The organism is Janibacter corallicola NBRC 107790, from assembly GCF_001570965.1.
Classification (GTDB): domain Bacteria; phylum Actinomycetota; class Actinomycetes; order Actinomycetales; family Dermatophilaceae; genus Janibacter; species Janibacter corallicola.
On the sequence record NZ_BCSR01000029.1, the window covers coordinates 1 to 17737 of the forward strand.

Sequence of the window (17737 nt, forward strand, 5' to 3'; positions counted from 1 at the left end):
CGGGTGCCTACGAGGAGGCGGGCTTCGACCCGCCGACATCCTTCATCGCCCGCCCCGGTGACGGGGCCACGCGGGTGGGATGACCCCCTTCGCCGGGACCCGCTCAGCGAGCGAGGAGCGCCGCACGTCGCTAGGGTCGACGCGCACCCCGACGTCACGGAGGTCGACATGTCGACTTACGCCCTGGCCCGCTCGGCCGCCACACTCCTCGGTGCCCTCGCCCTCACCGCGGTGACCGCCGCTCCCGGGGGTGCCGCGACCGCTGCCCCACCGGACCGGCCGGAGGCACCGGACGGGATCGTCGACCTGCGCGACGTGGCGCCGACGGTGCTCCACGACATCCGCTACTCGACGAAGCACAACTTCACCGGGGAGCGCGTCGACGGGTACCAGCAGTCACGCTGCCTGCTCAGCAGCGAGGCCGCGACCCAGCTGGCGAAGGTCCAGCAGGACGTGCTCGCGAAGGGGTACTCCCTCAAGGTCTACGACTGCTACCGGCCGCAGCGGGCAGTGGATGGCTTCGTCCGGTGGGCGGAGGACCTCGAGGACCAGCGGATGAAGCGTGAGTTCTACCCCCGTGTCGACAAGAGCACCCTCTTCGAGGACGGCTACATCGCAGAGAAGTCCGGGCACAGCCGGGCGAGCACGATCGACCTGACCCTGGTGGAGCTGCCTGCCGCACAGCAGCACCGGTGGACTCCCGCGGACGGTCTCCAGCCGTGCTACTGGCCGCAGTCCGAGCGCTTCACGGACAACTCGATCGACATGGGTACCGGGTACGACTGCTTCGACACCCGCTCGCACACCGCGGACGACCGCAGCACCCCCGAGCAGCGGGCCAACCGGCAGCTGCTCGGCGACGCGATGGCCGCGCGGGGCTTCAGCAACTACGAGTACGAGTGGTGGCACTTCACCCTGGACGACGAGCCCTACCCGGACACCTACTTCGACTTCCCCGTCTCGAGGGCCTCACTGGTGCGCTGACGCTCAGCGACCCTCGCGCTCCCGCCGGCGGTCCTCGACGTCGTCGTCGGAGCAGAAGCCCCGTCCGCTGCGCTTGAGGCAGAGCAGCCCCAGGCACCTTCCCCGCTCGTCGACGACGGCGAGACGGCGGCGCCCTTCGTCGCGCATGCGGTCCCACACCGGCACCAACGCCGCGTCCGGTGCCACGGTCCGCCCCTCGAGGCGACCGATCCCGGCTGCCGATCGCTCCGGCGGGATCGACTCGGCGAGGTCGGCTCGCTCGACGACGGCCAGGAGCCGTCCGTCGTCGACGACGAGCGCGGCGTGCACGTGGTCGTCCTCGAAGAAGCGCCGGACCTCCCCCACCGTGGCGGTCGGCGGCAGCGTCTTGGGGGCCCGGATCATGGCGTCACCCACCGCGGCCGCTCGAGCCACGTCGGCCGGCAGGTCAGGGCTGGGCACCGCGCCGGTCATCGCACCTCGCCCCTTCGTGTGAGGTCTGTTCCCGCCCCCATGGTCCCAGCCCGCGGCCACCCCCTTCGCCGAGCCCCGCCCGATGGCCACGAAGGGGGCCCGCGCGCAGCGGTCCTCGCGGACGCTCAGCGGGGTTCGGCGCCCTCCGGGGGCACAGCCGTGGTCCAGCGCGGCCGGCGGCGGCCACCGCCGTAGCCCAGCCGCACCCGGGGCGGGCGGTCGACGAGATCGGTGAGGAACATCCACCGCGAGAGCAGGACCAGCCCCGCGGCGAGGAAGAAGGACGCGGCGGCCAGCCGCCAGGAGGTCTCGTACCCGAGGGCGTCGACGGCCATCCCGAAGAGCAGCGGGCCGGTCGCGCCCCCGACGAAGGCTCCCGCCTGGACGTAGCCCGAGGCCGCCGCGGGGGCGTCCCGGCCGATCCGGACGACCGCGAAGAGCAGCAGCCCGGGCCAGGACCACCCGATGGCGAAGGCGACCAGCCCGGCCACGACGTATCCGGGGACCCCTGGGACCGAGAGGACGAGCAGGGCGGCCCCGCCGACGAACATCTGGGCGGCGACGACGGGGAGGTTCCTGCCGTGGCGACGGTCGGCGAGGTACCCGGCGGAGAGGCGGGAAAGGATGTTCAGGGCACTGCCGGTGGCCATCAGCCCACCGGCCCAGGACGGGGTGAGGCCCACCTCGTAGCCCCAGGAGGCCACGAAGGAACCGAAGGAGTTCGCGGCGGCGCTCGCCAGGGCGATGGCCACCATGACGACGAGCAGGGCAGGCACCGGGGGCGCGTCGCGGCCCGCAGCGGGGGCCGGTCGTGAGGAGCGTTCGGGCGAGGCCGAGCGCAGACCCACGAGGATCACGACGACGGCGGCAGCGCCGACCGCCCAGAAGGTGGATCGCCAGCCGAGACGCTCGGTCATCGTGGGCACCGCCAGGCCGGCGAGGACGATCGCGGCCGGGATCGCGGACTGCTTGATGCCGAACCCGAGGCCTCGGCGATGGGCCGGGATGCTGCGGGCCATCGCGAGGTTCGCGGTCAGCTGGCAGGCGGCGTTCGCCGCGCCGAGGAGGACCATGCACGCGACGAGGGTGGCCCACCCGTGGACGAGCAGTGCGACGCCGAGGGCTCCGACCGCGGAGAGCGCCCCGGCCACGAGCGTCGAGGTGCGGGCTCCGAGCCAGTCGGCGAGGCCGCCGCCGAGGACCGCGACGAGCGAGGCCGCGGCGAAGAAGGTCGCCACCGCCACCCCGAACTGCCGCTCACCGAAACCCAGGTCATGGCGGAGCGGCACCGACTGCGTCGCGAGGAGGAAGACCGGCAGGGTGCCCACCGTGGTGAGCAGACTCGCCCCGAGCACCGTGCGCACCGAGGGAGACGCCAGGACTGCTGCCCTCACGAGCGGATCACCTCGACGCACACTCGATGCAGCGAGTCGCCGTCGGGCGTGCCTCCAGCCGCCCCTCGCCGATCGGCCGGCCGCACTGCTCGCAGATGCCGTAGGTGCCCTGCTCGAGGCGCTCGAGCGCGGCGTCGATGTCGGTCAGGCTCGCCCGGCCCTGTCTGAGGAGGGCGTCGAGCTGCGAGCGCTCGAAGGCGATCGTCGAGCCCTCCGGGTCGTGCTCGTCGTCGGCATTACTGCCCTCGCTCGCCTCGATGAGGGCGTCGAAGTCGCCGGTGAGGGTCTCGAGGCGCGCCAGCGTCTCCCTTCGCTCGTCCTCCAGGAGGGTACGGAAGTCCACCATCCGACCCATCCTGTCACCGTTCGGCGCGGGGCTCCCGCCGCGTCCGCCCGGGTGACGGACCGTCACCCGGGCGGACGGCGGGGGCTGTGGTGGGTCAGCGCACCAGCTCCTGCTTCTGGATCAGCGAGCGGTACTCGTTGACCGTCTCGGGAGCGTCGGGCTTGACGATCAGCGGCAGTGCGTCGTCGAAGCGCTCGGCCAGCGTCAGCGACGGCAGCGCCCGCATCGGGTTGTCCGCGTAGGCGACGGTGGCCGCGCCCCAGGCGGAGGCCGCCTGGCGCTGGTTCGGGGTGCCGTGGTGCCCGTCGGAGTCGAAGGAACAGTCCCCGACGTTGTAGAAGGCCTTCTCGGTCTTGAGGGTCTGGGTCGGGTTGAAGCCCATCCCCTTCTTGTGCACGAGGAAGTAGGTGCCGAAGGCGTCGGCCATGAGCTCGGTGCGGCGGGTCGCCTCCGGGCCGGTCAACGGGCTGTCGAAGAGGTCGTCCTGGTACTGCACGTGGTGGGCCATCTCGTGCCCGAGGATCGACTTGGTACCCACCTTGTTCAGGTCCAGCGCCTTCATCGCGTCGATGATCCCGCTGCCGAAGATCATCTTCGGCGGCTGATTCGCGATGTCGGGATCGCTCTCGCCCTCAGGGCTGAAGGCGAAGGCATTCATCGTGAAGATCGGGTGGGCTCCGTCCTTCAGCGCCGGGTCCTGCTCGACGAGCTCCTTGATCTCCTCCGCCATCAGGACGGCATCCGCCGGCCCGAGGTCGTACATCCACTCGATGGTGCTCGCCGACCGGTTGAGGTCAGTGAGGACTTCTCCGTCCATGCCCATGAGCTGCACGTTGTTCAGACGCACGTCCCAGAACCGGCTGGCCGCGTTGAAGGTCGTCGTCAGGGCCTGTTCGGACCCCGACGGGAGCGGGTGCTGGGCATCGCCCTGCGTCCCGTGCAGGATCGCGTCGTACGCCGGGATGTCCAGTGCGCCGTACATGGACAGGAGCAGCAGCGTGGTCTCGTCCACGTCCTCGAGCGTGGAGTCGATGTAGGCGTCGAGCTGGGTCTCGCCGCACTCGTAGTCGCCGGGGTCGATGCCCAGGGTGTTCAGCTGCCGCTTGGACAAGCGTTGGGTCAGGTGGGACATGACGGCCCGCTGGAACGGGGACTCCTCGATCCCGGCTCGCTCCATGGCGTCCTGGCGGCGCTGCTGCCAGTCATCGGGCAGCTTGTCGAGGATCCGCTTCAGGGCTGCCTGATCCGGTCCCGTCGATCCGGCTGCCGGGGCGCTCTGCCCCGGGGCCGGTGAAGCAGTTGCCGAGGTCGTCGCCGCCCCGCTGAGTGACACCGCCAGTGCCGTGACAGCCGTGCAGGCGTACGCGCGTGTGATCTTCACGAATTCTCCCCTTGAGTGTGGCGTTGGTCGCGAATGTGCGACGCGTCACAAAGCGTGACGCCCTTCGTGCCACTTGGCGAGAAGATTGACTGAATTCAGAAGATTCTTACGGATAATCTACTTGGGCATGGTGCTGCGTGCGGGACCCTTGTCCGGGGTCCGGGCGGGGCGGGTGACGACCGCGGCCCGGCTCACCCCGCTACCCGCTCCCACTGCGCGACTCCGCCCGGCACCACCTCGAAGAGTGGATGGACACCTGGCGACTCCAGCGCCGCAAGGTGGTCCGACCAGTCCGGGGAGCGGGCCGCGATCTTGGCCAGCAGGTGCTCCCACTCGTAGGCGACTTGGCCCTCGGTCACAGGCACGGAGCCGAGTACACCGTCTCGCACCTCTGGCACATCACGGCCGTCGCCGATGCGGGACCGGTCGAATCGGTACCCGCGTCGGGTCGCTTCGTCTGCCAAGACGTCCAGATAGGCGCCGATCGCCGTCAATGGCTGCGAATGTTCGCGGAAGCGCACGAGCTGACTGTGGCTGCGGTACCCGCGGGTGCGACCTGCGAGCACCGCCTGGGCGAGGAGGGCCTCCCGCCAGCACCCCGTGAGGCCCTGACGATCCAGGTGTTCAGGATGAAGTGACCACAGACGCATGCTGCACATCATCGCCCTGCGCCAGTTACGGGCAGTGGAGCAGGCAGGAGTCCCCCGCCATTGAGCCAGTCCGGCCCGAGCGAGCACTGCACCCCAACCTAGGATGTTCATATACCGCACGCGAGGACAGGACGCTTGGATGGCTGAACGCACACCGCCCACGGGAGCCCAGACGATCGACCGCGGACTTCGGGTTCTGTGGCACTTGGCAGAGCAGCCCGAAGGCGCGAACTTGGCGACCTTGAGCCGCGATCTCGGGATGAACCGCACTGCCGTCCACCGGCTCATGGAGACATTCCGCGCGCATGACTTCGTCCGCCGGGACGAGAACAAGAGATTCCACCTGTCCTACGGCCTCGTCCAGCTCGCCTCCCACGTCGACCACGACCTGCACCGGATCGCGTATCCGCTCATGGCCGAACTTGCGGACTCCACCGGTGGAACCGTGCACATCATGTCGCCGGTCGACGACGAGGAGGTCCAGGCGATTGGCGTCGTGGAACCACGCAACACACCGGTCCATCTGGCCTTCCGCACCGGCCATCGCCACCCCATCGGCAGAGGGTCCGGCGGGATCGCGATCCTGTCGTCACGGCCGCCCCGCGACAACGATCCCGCGGAGGTGCGAGAGGCCAGGAGACTCGGTTACGCGATCTCTTTCGAGCAGATCATCCCCGGGGTCGCCGGGGTCTCTGCCCCCGTGGCCACCCCACCCCCCATGCCCGAGGCGTGCCTCGGCATCTCCCTCATGGACCGCCGGGCCGCGGAGACGGTCGCCCCGGCAGTGGTCCGGGCGGCCGAAGAGCTGAGTTCCCTGCTCTTCAGCCACCGCGGCCACCGCTGACGGCCACACTCAGCGATAGACGGGGTCCGTCCCGTCACGGGCGGAAGCAACCCATTCGTCGTCGAGCACGTCGACGACGGGGACGGAGCGGGACTCGTCGAAGACCACCACACGGTCAGCAATGCCCCACCGGCCCTCACGCCGCTCGAACCGGTCGACATACCTGCAGCGGATGATCGCGAGGTCTTGGGCCTCGGCGCCCTCAGCCCGCTCCTGCCGCAGGAAGCACAGGCAGTAGGACTCGACGTGGGCACGGTGCTCCCCCTCGAACTCGATCAGCACATTGCTGATGAAGTGCTGCGAGGAGTCGATGGTGCGATGTCGCAGCCGGATGTCTTCCACGAGCCCGGCAGCGTCACCGGTGTACCCACCGTGGACGTCTATCGCGTCATCGAAGTAGCAGTCGGCGATCCCTGCATGGTCCAGACGATCCACTGCTCGGGCATACCTGAACAGGACGTCCTGGATCTCGAATCGGGACTCGATGCGGCTCATGTGGGCACGACCTCCGTGGTCCGGGTACTGCGGGCTGCGCGTCGGGCGCCCTCTCGGCCGGCGACTCTGCCGAGGACGAGAGCGTGCGCGACGGAGTTGCCACCGCCGACGTACCGCTCGCCCAGGATCCCGCCGGCAGCCTCGCCCGCGGCGTAGAGGCCGGCGACGACCCGACCGTCGGTGCGCACCACCTGGGTGCGGGCGTCCACCTGCAGCCCGGTGTGCGTGCAGACCAGTTCGGCGGGCAGCATCCGGACGGCGTGGAAGGGGCCGGTGGCGATGGGCGCGAGATGGGGGTCGACACCCTTGCCACGGAGGGTCTCGTGCCTCAGGAAGTCCTCATCGACCCCCAGACGAAACTGCTCGTTGAAGCGGGCGACACTCGTCGTCAACGCATCAGCCGGAACCTCGATGAGGTCAGCGAGCTCCTCGAGCGTCGCCGCACGACGCACCGTGCCACGTTCGACTTCCTCGTCGACCCTGTCGGGAGTCCAGTCCGCGAAGCCCGCCGGGAGACCGGCACGCGCCTCCTCATCGAAGACTGCCCACACCCAGCCTCCGTGGTCGCCGAGGATCCCCGGACTCACCGCGTATGGCGCGTCCTCGTCCATGCACCGGCGGCCGTCGGTGGCCACGTGGATGCGCGAAGGGGGCGGGAAGCCGCTCTGCCAGTGGTGGTACCGCTGGAACTCGGCGGTGACGAGGAGCAGGCCCCACCCGTCACCGAAGAGCGAGAGGTCGTGCCGCGCTGCCAGGCCGATGTGGTCCCCCCGGGATCCCTCGGCGGCGACGACGAAGAGGGCGTCACCGGCGACCTTCGTCTCCGGGAAGTAGCGCTCGACCAGCTGCGGATTGGCTGCCAGCCCGCCCGAGGCGATGACGACGCTGGGAGCGGTGATCGTGGTGCCTTCGACGACGACACCGGCGATCGCCCCTTCGTCCACGACGATGTCCTCGACGCGGCTGCCGAGCGCAAGGTCGACACCGAGCCGCGCCCGCGCGCGGTCGAGCGCCTGCACGAGGCCGTAGCCCTGGTCCTTCGGTACGTGCCCTCGCCAGACGTCCTCGACGCCTGCTCGACACAGACCCGGCTGGTGAGCGTTGTGTGAGATCTGGGCCGGGATCTCGACCCCGAGGTCGGTGACCCACTCGATGAGGCCGCTCGACTCCTCGCAGAACATCCGCACCGGGCCGGGGAGGACACGCCACTGGTTCAGATCCATGTAGTGCTGGAACATCCGCTCGGGCGAGTCCTCCACACCGAGTGCCGACTGAACGGTCGTGCCGGCCGCCGTGAGCAGGCCGGCGGACAGCTGGGTGGAGCCACCCACCTCCTCCTGTGACTCGAGGAGAAGTACCCGCCCGCCAGCCTGGGCGGCCGAGACCGCGGCTGCGAGACCGGCACCACCCGCCCCGACGACGATGACGTCGTAATCGCGCTCAGACATGCTGCGACCCCCCGTCGACGGGGATGTTCGCGCCGGTGATGTAGCGAGCACTGTCGGAGAGGAGGAAGTAGAGGGCCGCGAAGACCTCCACCGGGGCTCCCAGACGACGCAACGGCACGGTGCTCAGCGCCTTGTCGAGGGCCGCGGGGTCCTCCTGCACCCACCGGGTCATCTCGGTGTCGATGAAGCCCGGGGCGATGGAGTTGACCCGGATGTTGTCCGGCCCGAGCTCGACGGCCATGCACGTGGTCAGGTGCTTCACCGCTGCCTTGGAGGAGTTGTAGGTCGCTCGGGTGACGCGAGCCCGCACCGCTGCCACCGAGGCCATGTTGACGATGGCCCCTCCCCCGACGGACCGGAAGTGCCGGGCAGCGGTCTGGCCGCCATATGCCACGCCGTTGACGTTCACGCCGTACGTCGCAGCGAGCTGCTCGGGAGTGATGTCGGTGAAGTCCGCCTGTGGGAAGACTCCGGCGTTGTTGACCCACATGTCGAGCCGGCCGAACTCCCGAAGGGCCGTCTCCGCCATCAGGTCGTGGGCCGCTGGGTCCGTGACATCGGCGGCGACGCCGATGACGCGACCGGCTCCCTCCGTCCCGGAGTGATTGGCATTGATCTTGTCGGCCAGGTCGGACATCGCCGTTCCGTCGAGGTCGCCGCCGACGACGTCGACCCCGCGGAGCGCGAGCTCCTCGAGGAAGAGCGCTCCCATTCCTCGTCCGGCTCCTGTGATGACGGCGGTGCGCCCGACGAGCTCGGGGTTGCGAGCGGGCAATGGGGAGAGGTCGACGCGACCCGGGTTGGTGGTCGAGGCGAGGTCAGTCATGGGGTACTCCTTGTGATGTGGGGTCTGGGGTGCCGTCCCGGACGACGAGACGGTGCTCGAGGAGCAGGTCGGGTCGGCGAACGAAGCGGTCGTGGATGGTGGTGATGCGATCGATCCGGGCGGAGCCGGTGCCCAGGTCGTGTGTCGTGACGATGAGCAGGTTGGCGCGGGCCGTGACGTGCTCCTCGGTGACTTCGTCGACGGCGAGGTTGGCGACGACGTGGTGCAGGTGTGGGCTGCCCTCGTGCAGCCCGGCGGCGAAGTCGGTGAGCGCGGCGGCCCCGGTGATCGGCTCGGGATAGGTCGGCGAGTCGAAGACGCCATCGTCGGTGAAGGTGGCCGCCCATCCGGTGGCGTCGCCACCGTCGATGGCCAGGGACTGACGGCCGTACAGGTGCATGACCTCGACCCAGGCTTCGGCGAGGGGAGTCATCGCGCCTCCTCGAGGTCCGTCAGGATCCGGTGGTAGAGCCCGCCCGAAGTCAGGCCCCCGTCGACGACCAGCTCCGCGCCGTTGACGTAGGAGGCCACGTCCGAGAGCAGGAAGCACACCACCCCGGCGATCTCCTCCGGCTCCGCGAGTCGTCCGTCCGGCACGGCCCGGAGGCTGGCGTCGACGAAGGTCGTGTCGGCGGCCTGGTGCAGGAGCGGGGTCCCGGTCAGGCCGGGGTGGACCGAGTTGACCCGCACGCCCCGACCGGCCAGCTCGAGGGCGCCGACCTTGGACAGCCCGCGAACACCCCATTTGCTCGTTCCGTAGGTCGCGGAGAAGTAGCCGACCATGCCGGCGATCGACGAGACATTGACGATCGAGGCCCCACCGCCGGCGGCGACGAGCGCCGGAGCGAGGAACTTCATGCCGTAGAAGACGCTCGAGAGGTTGACCTCCATGACCCGCTGCCAGTCCTCGACGCTGGTGTCGAGGATTCCCAGCCGCAGGCTCACGCCCGCGTTGTTGACCAGCCCGTGGAGCGCTCCCTCGGCCTCGACCTCGTCGGCCACCTCGGCCCACGACGCCGGATCTGCTACGTCGAGGCGGACTGCGCGGGCGGCCCCACCCGCACCGGTGCACTCGTCAGCCACCCGAGCGGCACCCGCCTCGTCGACGTCTGCAACCCACACATGGGCGCCACGACCGGCCAGGGCGAGGCAATCAGCGCGGCCCAGGCCCCCAGCACCGCCGGTGACGACGACGGAGCGCCCTTCGAAGTCCTTCGTACTCACAGCTGCAGCTCCGTCCCCTTCGTCTCCGGGAGGAAGAACGTGGCGAGCAGGGACAGCAGGGCGGTGAAGAGGAGGAAGGCCGCTGGAGTGAGGGTGTTGTCGGTCACCTTGATGAGGAAGGTCGCGATGAAGGGGGCCGTGCCACCCAGCGTCATGTTCGTGACGTTGTTGGCCAGCGCGATACCGCTGTAGCGGTATCGCGCCCGGAACAGCTCGGCATAGGTCGCGAAGGAGACACCGTTGTTGCAGCCGATGAGGAAGGCGAGGACGGCCTGGGCGGCTACCGCTGCGACCACGGGTCCGTCGCGCATGAGCATGAAAGCCGGGACCGCGATGATGGCCACCACTGCGCTCGTCGTGAAGAAGACCGGCTTGCGACCGTAACGGTCGCCGATCCAGCCGGCGACGGGAAGACTGATGACAGCGGCAACCATCGCGATGCACGTGGACGCGAAGGCCACCGTGGAGGAGTGACCGCCGGCCGTCTGCAGGTAACTCGCCGCGTACACGGAGCAGATGTAATAGCCACCCACGATCATCGCGCCCAGACCGATGATGAGGAGCACCTCGCGCCATGCGTAGCGGACGACATCGGTGACGGGGTAGCGCGCCTGCTCGATGTCGTCGGCCTCCTGGACGTCCTCGAACTGCTCCGTCTCGTGCAGCTGGCTGCGGATGTACAAGCCGACGAGACCGATGACGAGGCTGATCACGAACGGGACCCGCCAGGCCCAGACGGAGATCGTCTCCTCGGAGAAGGTCGTGCTCAGGCCAAGGGCCACCAGCGACGCGACGAGGGAGCCGAGGTAGGTCCCGGTGTTGACGAACGAGGTGTGGAAGGCCCGACGCTCACGGGGTGCGTGCTCTGAGACGAAGGCATTCGCGCCACTGAGCTCGCCGCCGGCGGCGAATCCCTGCAGGCACCGGCACAGGACGAGGACCGCGGTGGCCCAGGCCCCGAGCGTTGCGTAGGTCGGCAACAGCCCGATGCCGGCCGTGGCGAGCGCCATGAGCAAGATCGTGTAGGTCAGTGACTTCTTGCGTCCGTACCTGTCCCCGATGTGTCCGAAGAAGATTCCACCGGGCACGCGGAGGAAGAAGGCGACCGCGAAGGCCGCGAAGGTGCTCAGCAGAGCCGTCGTCGGGTCGCTCTTCACGAAGAAGTGGGTGGCGATCATTCCGGCCATGTAGCCGTAGATGCCGAAGTCGTAGTACTCGACGATCGTACCGAGCACGGCCGCCCGGATCACCTTGACGGTGGACTGCGGGGGAGCAGCGCTCGCCGCGGGCGTCGCCGTAGCTGTGGAAGGGGACATCGTTGGCCTCTCGTGCATTCATATAGTGAACGTACTGTTCACACTATGACGACGCTAGTCACCATGACCCGTCACCGCAAGGGCCGCGAGCAACTCGATGTCGCGCAGCCGGCATGTCACGTTCGACCACGTCACGTCGGCAAACCGCACCTCACGGCACGCTCGCGAACACCCCGAGGCGACGAAAACCGTTGCAGTCGTGGCAGACTCGTGGCTTCATCACCAAAGCAGAGGGGACATCATGCAGAAGATGAAGAAGGCGTTGACCGTCGGCGCGACCGCGCTGGGCCTGACCGCGGGAATGGTCGTCATGGCTCCCAGCGCCCAGGCCGACACCCATGCGGAGTGGTTCAACCACTTGGGGGCCTGCCAGCAGGCGACCGATGACATGGCGCAGCACCTGCGCAACAAGGGGTACACGGTCAGCGTCCAAAACTACTGCAAGGGTGAGCAGTACATCGGGTTCCGCCCGCAGTACTACTCCGAGATCTACTACAACTGACACGGACCCATGGGGACCCCGTCGACTCGTGGCGGGTCGGGTCCCCGCGTGTAGGACGTCGGACGTCAGGCGAGCGGCGCACCGACGTACCCGGTCCTCACCTGACGACGGGGCCTTCTCGCATCGTTCCGCATGGAGACACGATCTGGTCGCTGGGCTCGGCCTGACAGACCGCCCCTGTCATACCGATGATCCGGGAGCTGTTCGAGCGGCCGGCGTGTGCGCCGAAAGCTGGCAGTTCTCGCCCGAACAGTCTCCTCAGCGGCGTATGGATTCACGACACGGTGCGCGTGGTGGACGCCCCCGGCAGCGGCGACGACGAGATCGTCCGCGTCGTCGAACGGCTCGCCGCCGACGACGGCGGTGTCGTCGTCGTGACGGCAGACCGGGAACTCCGGCATCGGGTCGCCGATCTCGGGGGATCAGTCACCGGCCCCACGCTCGTGCGGTGCACTCGATAACCCGAGGGCTGCGCCCTTCGGCGATGGCACATCGCGCTGCGGACCTCGCTCGTCACCGCACTGCTGGTCACTCAGCTGGGGGTGGCCGCTCGCACCGTCGGTGGGCCACTCCCTTCGTCCTCGGTGATCGCGTCGATCTCGCTGACGAGCCGGGTGAACTCGTCCGCGTCGACGCTCACTCCGGCGGCATCCAGACCCTCGCGCAACTTGTCGGCGATCTTCGTCTCACCGGCGCTGTAGTCCCAGGATGTCGCCGTCTCCACGGCCTTCTGCGCGGCCTCGCGCGCGGCGTCCAACTCCTCGTCGGAGTACTGGCTCATCGTGGCCTCCTGTCGCTGGCCTTGTGGTGGACACCACGCACCTACCCGGGCCTCGGCGTCCCCACGCCGGCGAGGTCCGGTCTTTTTTTCCGTCGCGGAGCCGCGATGACGGCGCTCCGTGCGGCGCCCGTGGGGTCAGCCGGCCGGGAGCAGCTTGTAGTGCAGTCGCACCGCGGTGGCCGACCACATCCGCAGGTCGTGGTCGCAGCGCAGGACACCCTCGTCGTCGACCTCCAGACGGAATGTCTCGTGCACCGGCACACGCGCACCGTGCGCGCCGGTCGCCGAGTCCACCGTGACGTAGGCGCCGTCCTCGCCGAACGCGCCCGCGGGCGACGTCAGCTCGAGCCCGCAGCCCGGAAGGGTCCTCGGACGAAGGAAGACCTGCACGTTGCCGGACTCCAGCGGGAAGGTGACGTGCACGCTGGGCCGCGAGGCCCCGGGCAGGGTGCACGCGGTGTAGCAGCCGGAGAAGACGTACTCCCCGCTCGAGCGGATCGTGCGGATCCAACCGGCCGCCTGCTGCTCCCCGTCGGCGTCGAGGATGGCCGCGACGCGGCTGTCCATGCCGTGGGCGACATCGAGGGGGCGCATCGGCAGGGAGAGCTGGTGGACCCGGCGGCCGAAGAGCCGCGAGACGAGCTCCCCGCCGGGCGCGAAGAACGGGTTCCACTGCGTCCACACCTCCATCCGCCACGCCGAGGTGTGCTCGTAGAAGTCGCGGACCTGAGGACGCAGGTCCTCCGCCGCGAAGCCGGGGCCGTCCAGGCAGGCGAGGTCGGGCAGCAGACCCTCGCCCGGGCCCTCGCGCACCTGCCCGCCGAGGGCCGCCGCGCTCGCGTCCAGCCAGGCGCCCGCGACCGCCGAGCCCACGTTCGTCGGCGCCTCCAACCAGGCATGCTCGCCGTCGGTGTCCAGGGGCCGGCCGGCGACGCGCCAGAAGGCACGGGTCGCGGCGTCCACGCGAGGCATCAGCACGGGGGCGAGCAGATCGGGGATCACGGATGGACATCCTGCCCGAGGCGGCCCACGAAAGGTGCGCACGGGACCGCCGCGTGACTCCGGGGTGGTGGGTGCGGAGGAGCACTACGCTGCGCCCATGTCGAGTCGCATCGCCCAGGTGGCCATCGAGGCGGAGGATCCCCAGCTGCTCAGCGACTTCTGGTGTGCGGTCCTCGACTGGGTGGTCCTCGACTGGGTGGTCCTCGAGGTGGAGGACGACGCCGTGTGGTGCATCGGCCCCGCCGACGGGAGCCAACCGGGCATCGACATCGCCCCGACGGCGGAGACGAGGTCAGGGAAGTCCCGGCTGCACCTCGACCTGCGCGCGGACGGGGTGAGCACCGAGGACGAGCTCGCGCGGCTGCTCGGGCTGGGTGCGCGCAGGGTCGACATCGGCCAAGGCCCCGAGGTCACCTGGACCGTGCTCACCGACCCCGAGGACAATGAGTTCTGCCTCCTCGGGACCTCGGGTGCGGATGCGGGCTAGGACGTCGACGCGTGGTCGATGCTGACCTCCACGTCGTCAGGGTGCGGGGCGCCATGGCAGCCGTGGTCCTCGTCGGCAACCTGCTCCACGTCTTCTCGCCACGGTGGGGACGACGCGACCTGTCCACGCACATACCGCCGCTCCGGAGCAGGATGATGGACCCATGCTCGAGATCCGACCCGCCCGGCCTGCTGACGCCGATGCCATGGCCGAGGTGCAGAACGCAATCCACCGCGCCGGGCTCAGGGTGAACCCCGTCGACGTGGCACTCGTGCGCGAACGTTACCTGGAGCCCGAGCACAGCGTCGCCTGCACCGTCGCCGAGCACGCAGGTGACGTCGTGGGCTTCCAGTCGCTGAAGCGAGCGTGGCCCGGAAACCCGTACGACGTGGCCGAAGGATGGGGGATCATCGGCACGCACATCCACCCCGACGTCGGTCGACGCGGCATCGGTCGCCGACTCTTCGCCACCTCCCTGGCAGCGGCGCGGGCCGCCGGACTCCAGCACATCGACGCGACCATCGGCGCCGACAACACACCCGCGCTCGCCTACTACGCGGCCATGGGCTTCACGCCGTACCGAGCAGGTGGCGACGCCATTCCACACCGCTTCGACGTCGGATAGGGCCCGCCGGTCGTACCGGCGCTCAGTCGGCGAGATTCGACCGATGAGGGCCGGTACGACCTCGCGCAGTGCGCGCAGGGTCGGCACGAACTCCGGCCCCAGGGTGGTCAGATCGTGCAGTGGCGCTCCCGTCGGACGCGAGTGGCCAGGGCCCACGCCAGCACGAGGATCGCGGTGGCCGCGAGGAAGGGCTGGACCGGCGCGAAGTACTGCAGGGCGCCGGAGTAACCGAGCGCGAGCAGGACGATCTTGTTGCACACCGGACAACCGACGGCGAAGAAGGTCGTGGAGGCTCCCAGGGCACCGAGACGCGACCCGCGCCCACCCCCGTCGTCAGGGTCCCGGCGGGCCACGTAGGTTGCGGCGACCAGGCCGGCGAGGACCGAGGAGACGACGAGCGCCGGCCACGCCCAGACGGTCGTGGGGACGTCTCTGGAGAACAGCGGGGTCGGGATCATCGCCGTGGGGACGGCGGTCACCACCACCGTGAGCAGGGCGATGCCGACGGCGAACCACCACCGCCGTGCCGGCCAGGTGCGCAGCTGGTCCATCTCAGCGATCCCGGCCCGCAGCAGTGGGCTCCTGCGAGGCGGTGGAGTCCCCACGTGCATGTTCGGAACGTCCGCGCAGCGACCGCCACGCGAATGCCCCGCCGACGACGACCACGACGGCGACGACGAACCAGCCGTCGGGGATACTCTCGCTCCACGTCGCGAGCGAGGACTCGGCCGCCTGCTGGGTGCCGATCGTGAAGAACCCGCCGAGGGAGGCGGTGCCCTCGGTGAGGATCAGCAGCACGCCGATCGCGATCGACAGCAGGCCCGAGACGACCATCGTCCAGGTGTTGCGCCACGGGCCGACGCGCACCTCCTTCGGGGCGACGAGCACCCGGCCCCGGGTGCCGATCCGCTTCCACACGGCGGCCAGCACGAAGAGGGGCACGGTCATGCCCAGCGCGTAGAGCGCGAGGACGATCCCGCCGTAGACCGCGTTGCCACCGAGGGCCGCCACCATGAGCACCGACCCGAGGATCGGGCCGGCGCAGACACCGGCGACCGCATAGACCGCCCCGAGGGCGAAGACCGACCCGACCGAGGTGGCGTCCCCGCCCCCGCTCGTGCGGGAAAGTCCGGGGACGGGCAGCCCGGACAGCTGCCACAGACCCAGCAGGATGACCACCGCGGCCGCGACGGTCACGAGGGTCATCCGGTGCGTGGTCAGCAGCGACCCGAGCGACCCCGAGAAGACCCCGAGCGGCACGAGCGTGACACTCAGCCCGGCGTAGAAGATCACGGTCCGACCGATGAGCTTGGCGGGAGAGCTGAAGGCGTAGGCGAAGAAGGCCGGCAACAGCATCACCGAGCACGGGCTGAGCAGGGTGAGGATCCCGCCGAGGAAGGCCCCGGTGTACCCGATGTCCATCTACTGGCCCTCCACCTGCTCGAGCTCTTCGTCGATGAGGTCCTTGAACGCCTTCGTGGGCTGGGCCCCGACCATCCGCTGGTCACCGAGGACGAAGGTGGGCGTGCCGGTCGCCTTCACCTGTGTCGCCGCCTCCTGCGCATCGGCCTCGACCTTCTTGCGCAGGCGCGGGTCGTCCAAGTCCTTCTCGAACTTCTTCATGTCCTCGACGCCGACCTCCTTCGCCCAGTCCATGATCTTCTTCTTCGTGATCTTCAGGTGACCGCGCTCCGGGGCGTCCTCGTACACGGCGTCGTGGTACTCCCAGTACTTGCCCTGCTCACCTGCGGCCCGGGCGGCCAGCGCCCCCTCCATCGACTCCTCGCCGAAGACCGGGAAGTCACGCCACTCGAAGCGCAGCTTGCCGGTGTCGATGTACTCCTCCTTCAGCTCGGGCATGGTGTCGCGGGCGAAGGACCCGCAGAACGGGCACCGGTAGTCGGAGTACTCGATGAGCACGACCGGGGCGTCCACGTCACCCATGGCCGTGACGTCGTCGGCGTCCCGACGCACCAGCCCGATCTCCTCCTCGGAGGCGCCCCCCTCGTCGGCGGACTTCCCGCCACCGCCGGAGGACTGCGCGGACGACCCCGCGTCGGCCGAGCCCTCGTCTCCGCCGTCCTGGGAGAACATCACCCCTGCTGCAAGGAGGACGACAACCGCCACGGCGGCGACTATGGTCAGGATGCGTTGCGTGGAGCCGGTCATGACGACGACGGTACTCTGATGTCTAGACATTTCACAGGAGGGGTGGCCGTGCGAACACTGCCGCGGTGGCGCCAGATCAGCGACGACCTCCTGCGCCGGCTGCAGGACGGCGAGTTCGTCGACGGCTTCCCGGGGGAGCTCGCCCTCTCCGAGCGCTACGAGGTCAGCCGCGGCACCATCCGGCAGGCGCTGGCACCCCTGCGCGAGCAGGGCATCGTCGGTGGTGGCCGCGGGCGCCCGTCCTACGTGATCAACACCAGCCGCACCTCCGGCTTCGGACCGATGTACAGCCTGCGGGAGGCCATCACCGCCCGCGGCGGCACGGAGAGCTCGCACGTCCTGGCGCAGCGGCTCGTCACCAGCAAGGAGGTCGCCACCGCGCTGGACCTCGACCTCGACACCCCCTTCGTCCAGGTGACGCGGGTACGGACGGCCGACGGGACCCCCTTCGCCCTGGACCGGCTGTGGATCATCGCCTCGATCGCGCGGCCACTCCTCGAGGCGGACCTCACCGAGACCTCGGTCTACGGGGTCCTGCGCTCCCGCTGCGACGTCGAGTTCGACGCCGGCGTCGAGTACACGAGGTCGGTGCCGGCGAGCGCCGGGATCGCGGCCAGGCTCGAGGTGGCCGAAGGGACCCCCCTGCTGACCATCCGCCGCAAGTCCTGCCTCGCCGGACGGCCGGTCGAGCTGCGCGACACCTGCGCGGCCGGCGACCGGGTCACCCTGACCCACGTCTTCGGCGACGCCTCGGCGGTCCTGGGCTGCGGGGGCAGCAACGGGAAGCCCATCGAGATCCCCTGGGACTGA

At 69.6% G+C, this 17737-nt stretch carries 23 protein-coding genes; 7 read left to right on the forward strand and 16 right to left on the reverse strand.

Annotated features, from left to right (window positions below; all coding sequences use genetic code 11):
- The first annotated feature begins 168 nt into the window (after positions 1–168).
- Entirely contained in the window at positions 169–984 is an 816-nt protein-coding gene (locus tag JCO01S_RS10760; protein ID WP_068255181.1) for a M15 family metallopeptidase, read from the forward strand.
- Positions 985–987: 3 nt separating this feature from the next.
- Here the strand turns inward: JCO01S_RS10760 and JCO01S_RS10765 are convergent, their stop codons facing one another.
- From JCO01S_RS10765 to JCO01S_RS10785, 5 genes are all read right to left on the reverse strand, one after another.
- Positions 988–1437 carry a CBS domain-containing protein gene (locus JCO01S_RS10765; RefSeq protein ID WP_068255186.1) on the reverse strand — a complete coding sequence of 150 codons (450 nt, stop codon included), beginning with the start codon at positions 1435–1437 and terminating at the stop codon, positions 988–990.
- Positions 1438–1562: 125 nt separating this feature from the next.
- Positions 1563–2831: an MFS transporter gene (locus JCO01S_RS10770; RefSeq protein ID WP_169796939.1), complete on the reverse strand. Its 1269-nt coding sequence runs from the start codon at positions 2829–2831 to the stop codon at positions 1563–1565.
- Between the two features lie 7 nt (positions 2832–2838).
- Complete coding sequence (locus JCO01S_RS10775) at positions 2839–3177, reverse strand: TraR/DksA family transcriptional regulator (RefSeq protein ID WP_068255192.1); 339 nt, start codon at positions 3175–3177, stop codon at positions 2839–2841.
- Between the two features lie 94 nt (positions 3178–3271).
- Positions 3272–4558: a hypothetical protein gene (locus JCO01S_RS10780; protein ID WP_157074575.1), complete on the reverse strand. Its 1287-nt coding sequence runs from the start codon at positions 4556–4558 to the stop codon at positions 3272–3274.
- A 191-nt stretch (positions 4559–4749) separates the two neighbouring features.
- Positions 4750–5208, reverse strand: coding sequence for a pyrimidine dimer DNA glycosylase/endonuclease V (locus JCO01S_RS10785; protein WP_068255198.1), 459 nt, complete (start codon positions 5206–5208; stop codon positions 4750–4752).
- Between the two features lie 139 nt (positions 5209–5347).
- Between JCO01S_RS10785 and JCO01S_RS10790 the strand changes: the two genes are divergently transcribed.
- A complete protein-coding gene (locus JCO01S_RS10790; protein WP_068255202.1) occupies positions 5348–6052 on the forward strand; it encodes an IclR family transcriptional regulator in 705 nt (234 codons plus the stop codon).
- Positions 6053–6061: 9 nt separating this feature from the next.
- Here JCO01S_RS10790 and JCO01S_RS10795 read toward each other — a convergent pair whose 3' ends face one another.
- Genes JCO01S_RS10795 through JCO01S_RS10820 form a run of 6 tightly spaced genes read right to left on the reverse strand, consistent with a single transcriptional unit; the run spans position 6062 to position 11379 of the window.
- Positions 6062–6547 (reverse strand): nuclear transport factor 2 family protein, encoded by a 486-nt coding sequence (locus JCO01S_RS10795; protein ID WP_068255203.1) that lies wholly within the window; start codon positions 6545–6547, stop codon positions 6062–6064.
- Positions 6544–7995 (reverse strand): FAD-dependent oxidoreductase, encoded by a 1452-nt coding sequence (locus JCO01S_RS10800; protein WP_068255206.1) that lies wholly within the window; start codon positions 7993–7995, stop codon positions 6544–6546. The genes JCO01S_RS10795 and JCO01S_RS10800 overlap by 4 nt, the downstream gene beginning before the upstream one ends.
- Complete coding sequence (locus tag JCO01S_RS10805) at positions 7988–8821, reverse strand: SDR family NAD(P)-dependent oxidoreductase (protein WP_068255209.1); 834 nt, start codon at positions 8819–8821, stop codon at positions 7988–7990. Before JCO01S_RS10805 ends, JCO01S_RS10800 begins: the two co-directional genes overlap by 8 nt.
- Positions 8814–9254 (reverse strand): nuclear transport factor 2 family protein, encoded by a 441-nt coding sequence (locus tag JCO01S_RS10810; protein ID WP_084342836.1) that lies wholly within the window; start codon positions 9252–9254, stop codon positions 8814–8816. The genes JCO01S_RS10805 and JCO01S_RS10810 overlap by 8 nt, the downstream gene beginning before the upstream one ends.
- Positions 9251–10045, reverse strand: coding sequence for an SDR family NAD(P)-dependent oxidoreductase (locus tag JCO01S_RS10815; protein WP_068255215.1), 795 nt, complete (start codon positions 10043–10045; stop codon positions 9251–9253). The genes JCO01S_RS10810 and JCO01S_RS10815 overlap by 4 nt, the downstream gene beginning before the upstream one ends.
- Positions 10042–11379 carry an MFS transporter gene (locus tag JCO01S_RS10820; protein ID WP_218002265.1) on the reverse strand — a complete coding sequence of 446 codons (1338 nt, stop codon included), beginning with the start codon at positions 11377–11379 and terminating at the stop codon, positions 10042–10044. Before JCO01S_RS10820 ends, JCO01S_RS10815 begins: the two co-directional genes overlap by 4 nt.
- A gap of 223 nt (positions 11380–11602) precedes the next feature.
- Between JCO01S_RS10820 and JCO01S_RS10825 the strand changes: the two genes are divergently transcribed.
- The gene (locus tag JCO01S_RS10825; RefSeq protein ID WP_157074576.1) at positions 11603–11863 is read left to right on the forward strand and encodes a hypothetical protein; all 261 of its coding nucleotides are present in this window, start codon (positions 11603–11605) and stop codon (positions 11861–11863) included.
- A 188-nt stretch (positions 11864–12051) separates the two neighbouring features.
- Entirely contained in the window at positions 12052–12324 is a 273-nt protein-coding gene (locus JCO01S_RS16020) for a PIN domain-containing protein (protein WP_174521072.1), read from the forward strand.
- 71 nt (positions 12325–12395) lie between these two features.
- Here JCO01S_RS16020 and JCO01S_RS10830 read toward each other — a convergent pair whose 3' ends face one another.
- On the reverse strand, positions 12396–12644 hold the full coding sequence (locus tag JCO01S_RS10830) for a DUF3775 domain-containing protein (RefSeq protein WP_068255225.1): 249 nt from the start codon (positions 12642–12644) through the stop codon (positions 12396–12398).
- 135 nt (positions 12645–12779) lie between these two features.
- On the reverse strand, positions 12780–13646 hold the full coding sequence (locus JCO01S_RS10835) for a hypothetical protein (protein WP_245634409.1): 867 nt from the start codon (positions 13644–13646) through the stop codon (positions 12780–12782).
- 97 nt (positions 13647–13743) lie between these two features.
- Between JCO01S_RS10835 and JCO01S_RS10840 the strand changes: the two genes are divergently transcribed.
- Positions 13744–14133 carry a VOC family protein gene (locus JCO01S_RS10840; RefSeq protein ID WP_068255290.1) on the forward strand — a complete coding sequence of 130 codons (390 nt, stop codon included), beginning with the start codon at positions 13744–13746 and terminating at the stop codon, positions 14131–14133.
- Between the two features lie 163 nt (positions 14134–14296).
- Entirely contained in the window at positions 14297–14758 is a 462-nt protein-coding gene (locus JCO01S_RS10845) for a GNAT family N-acetyltransferase (protein WP_068255227.1), read from the forward strand.
- Between the two features lie 107 nt (positions 14759–14865).
- Here JCO01S_RS10845 and JCO01S_RS10850 read toward each other — a convergent pair whose 3' ends face one another.
- The 3 genes from JCO01S_RS10850 to JCO01S_RS10860 are packed head-to-tail and all read right to left on the reverse strand — an operon-like array spanning position 14866 to position 16927.
- Complete coding sequence (locus JCO01S_RS10850) at positions 14866–15309, reverse strand: hypothetical protein (RefSeq protein WP_157074577.1); 444 nt, start codon at positions 15307–15309, stop codon at positions 14866–14868.
- Position 15310: 1 nt separating this feature from the next.
- Positions 15311–16180, reverse strand: a complete 870-nt coding sequence (locus JCO01S_RS10855) for a cytochrome c biogenesis CcdA family protein (RefSeq protein WP_068255230.1) — start codon at positions 16178–16180, stop codon at positions 15311–15313.
- Positions 16181–16927, reverse strand: coding sequence for a DsbA family protein (locus JCO01S_RS10860; RefSeq protein WP_157074578.1), 747 nt, complete (start codon positions 16925–16927; stop codon positions 16181–16183).
- A 48-nt stretch (positions 16928–16975) separates the two neighbouring features.
- Here JCO01S_RS10860 and JCO01S_RS10865 point away from each other — a divergent pair, with 48 nt between their 5' ends.
- Positions 16976–17737, forward strand: a complete 762-nt coding sequence (locus JCO01S_RS10865) for a GntR family transcriptional regulator (RefSeq protein WP_169796941.1) — start codon at positions 16976–16978, stop codon at positions 17735–17737.

Excerpts from the sequence above, each read along its gene's own strand:
- JCO01S_RS10785 (WP_068255198.1), bottom strand. The coding sequence starts at position 5,208 with ATGCGTCTGTGGTCACTTCATCCTGAACACCTGGATCGTCAGGGCCTC.
- JCO01S_RS10765 (WP_068255186.1), bottom strand. The coding sequence starts at position 1,437 with ATGACCGGCGCGGTGCCCAGCCCTGACCTGCCGGCCGACGTGGCTCGA.
- JCO01S_RS16020 (WP_174521072.1), top strand. The coding sequence starts at position 12,052 with ATGATCCGGGAGCTGTTCGAGCGGCCGGCGTGTGCGCCGAAAGCTGGC.
- JCO01S_RS10860 (WP_157074578.1), bottom strand. The coding sequence starts at position 16,927 with ATGACCGGCTCCACGCAACGCATCCTGACCATAGTCGCCGCCGTGGCG.
- JCO01S_RS10790 (WP_068255202.1), top strand. The coding sequence starts at position 5,348 with ATGGCTGAACGCACACCGCCCACGGGAGCCCAGACGATCGACCGCGGA.
- JCO01S_RS10760 (WP_068255181.1), top strand. The coding sequence starts at position 169 with ATGTCGACTTACGCCCTGGCCCGCTCGGCCGCCACACTCCTCGGTGCC.
- JCO01S_RS10800 (WP_068255206.1), bottom strand. The coding sequence starts at position 7,995 with ATGTCTGAGCGCGATTACGACGTCATCGTCGTCGGGGCGGGTGGTGCC.
- JCO01S_RS10845 (WP_068255227.1), top strand. The coding sequence starts at position 14,297 with ATGCTCGAGATCCGACCCGCCCGGCCTGCTGACGCCGATGCCATGGCC.
- JCO01S_RS10795 (WP_068255203.1), bottom strand. The coding sequence starts at position 6,547 with ATGAGCCGCATCGAGTCCCGATTCGAGATCCAGGACGTCCTGTTCAGG.
- JCO01S_RS10805 (WP_068255209.1), bottom strand. The coding sequence starts at position 8,821 with ATGACTGACCTCGCCTCGACCACCAACCCGGGTCGCGTCGACCTCTCC.
- JCO01S_RS10810 (WP_084342836.1), bottom strand. The coding sequence starts at position 9,254 with ATGACTCCCCTCGCCGAAGCCTGGGTCGAGGTCATGCACCTGTACGGC.
- JCO01S_RS10775 (WP_068255192.1), bottom strand. The coding sequence starts at position 3,177 with ATGGTGGACTTCCGTACCCTCCTGGAGGACGAGCGAAGGGAGACGCTG.
- JCO01S_RS10830 (WP_068255225.1), bottom strand. The coding sequence starts at position 12,644 with ATGAGCCAGTACTCCGACGAGGAGTTGGACGCCGCGCGCGAGGCCGCG.
- JCO01S_RS10850 (WP_157074577.1), bottom strand. The coding sequence starts at position 15,309 with ATGGACCAGCTGCGCACCTGGCCGGCACGGCGGTGGTGGTTCGCCGTC.
- JCO01S_RS10840 (WP_068255290.1), top strand. The coding sequence starts at position 13,744 with ATGTCGAGTCGCATCGCCCAGGTGGCCATCGAGGCGGAGGATCCCCAG.
- JCO01S_RS10825 (WP_157074576.1), top strand. The coding sequence starts at position 11,603 with ATGCAGAAGATGAAGAAGGCGTTGACCGTCGGCGCGACCGCGCTGGGC.
- JCO01S_RS10855 (WP_068255230.1), bottom strand. The coding sequence starts at position 16,180 with ATGGACATCGGGTACACCGGGGCCTTCCTCGGCGGGATCCTCACCCTG.
- JCO01S_RS10820 (WP_218002265.1), bottom strand. The coding sequence starts at position 11,379 with ATGCACGAGAGGCCAACGATGTCCCCTTCCACAGCTACGGCGACGCCC.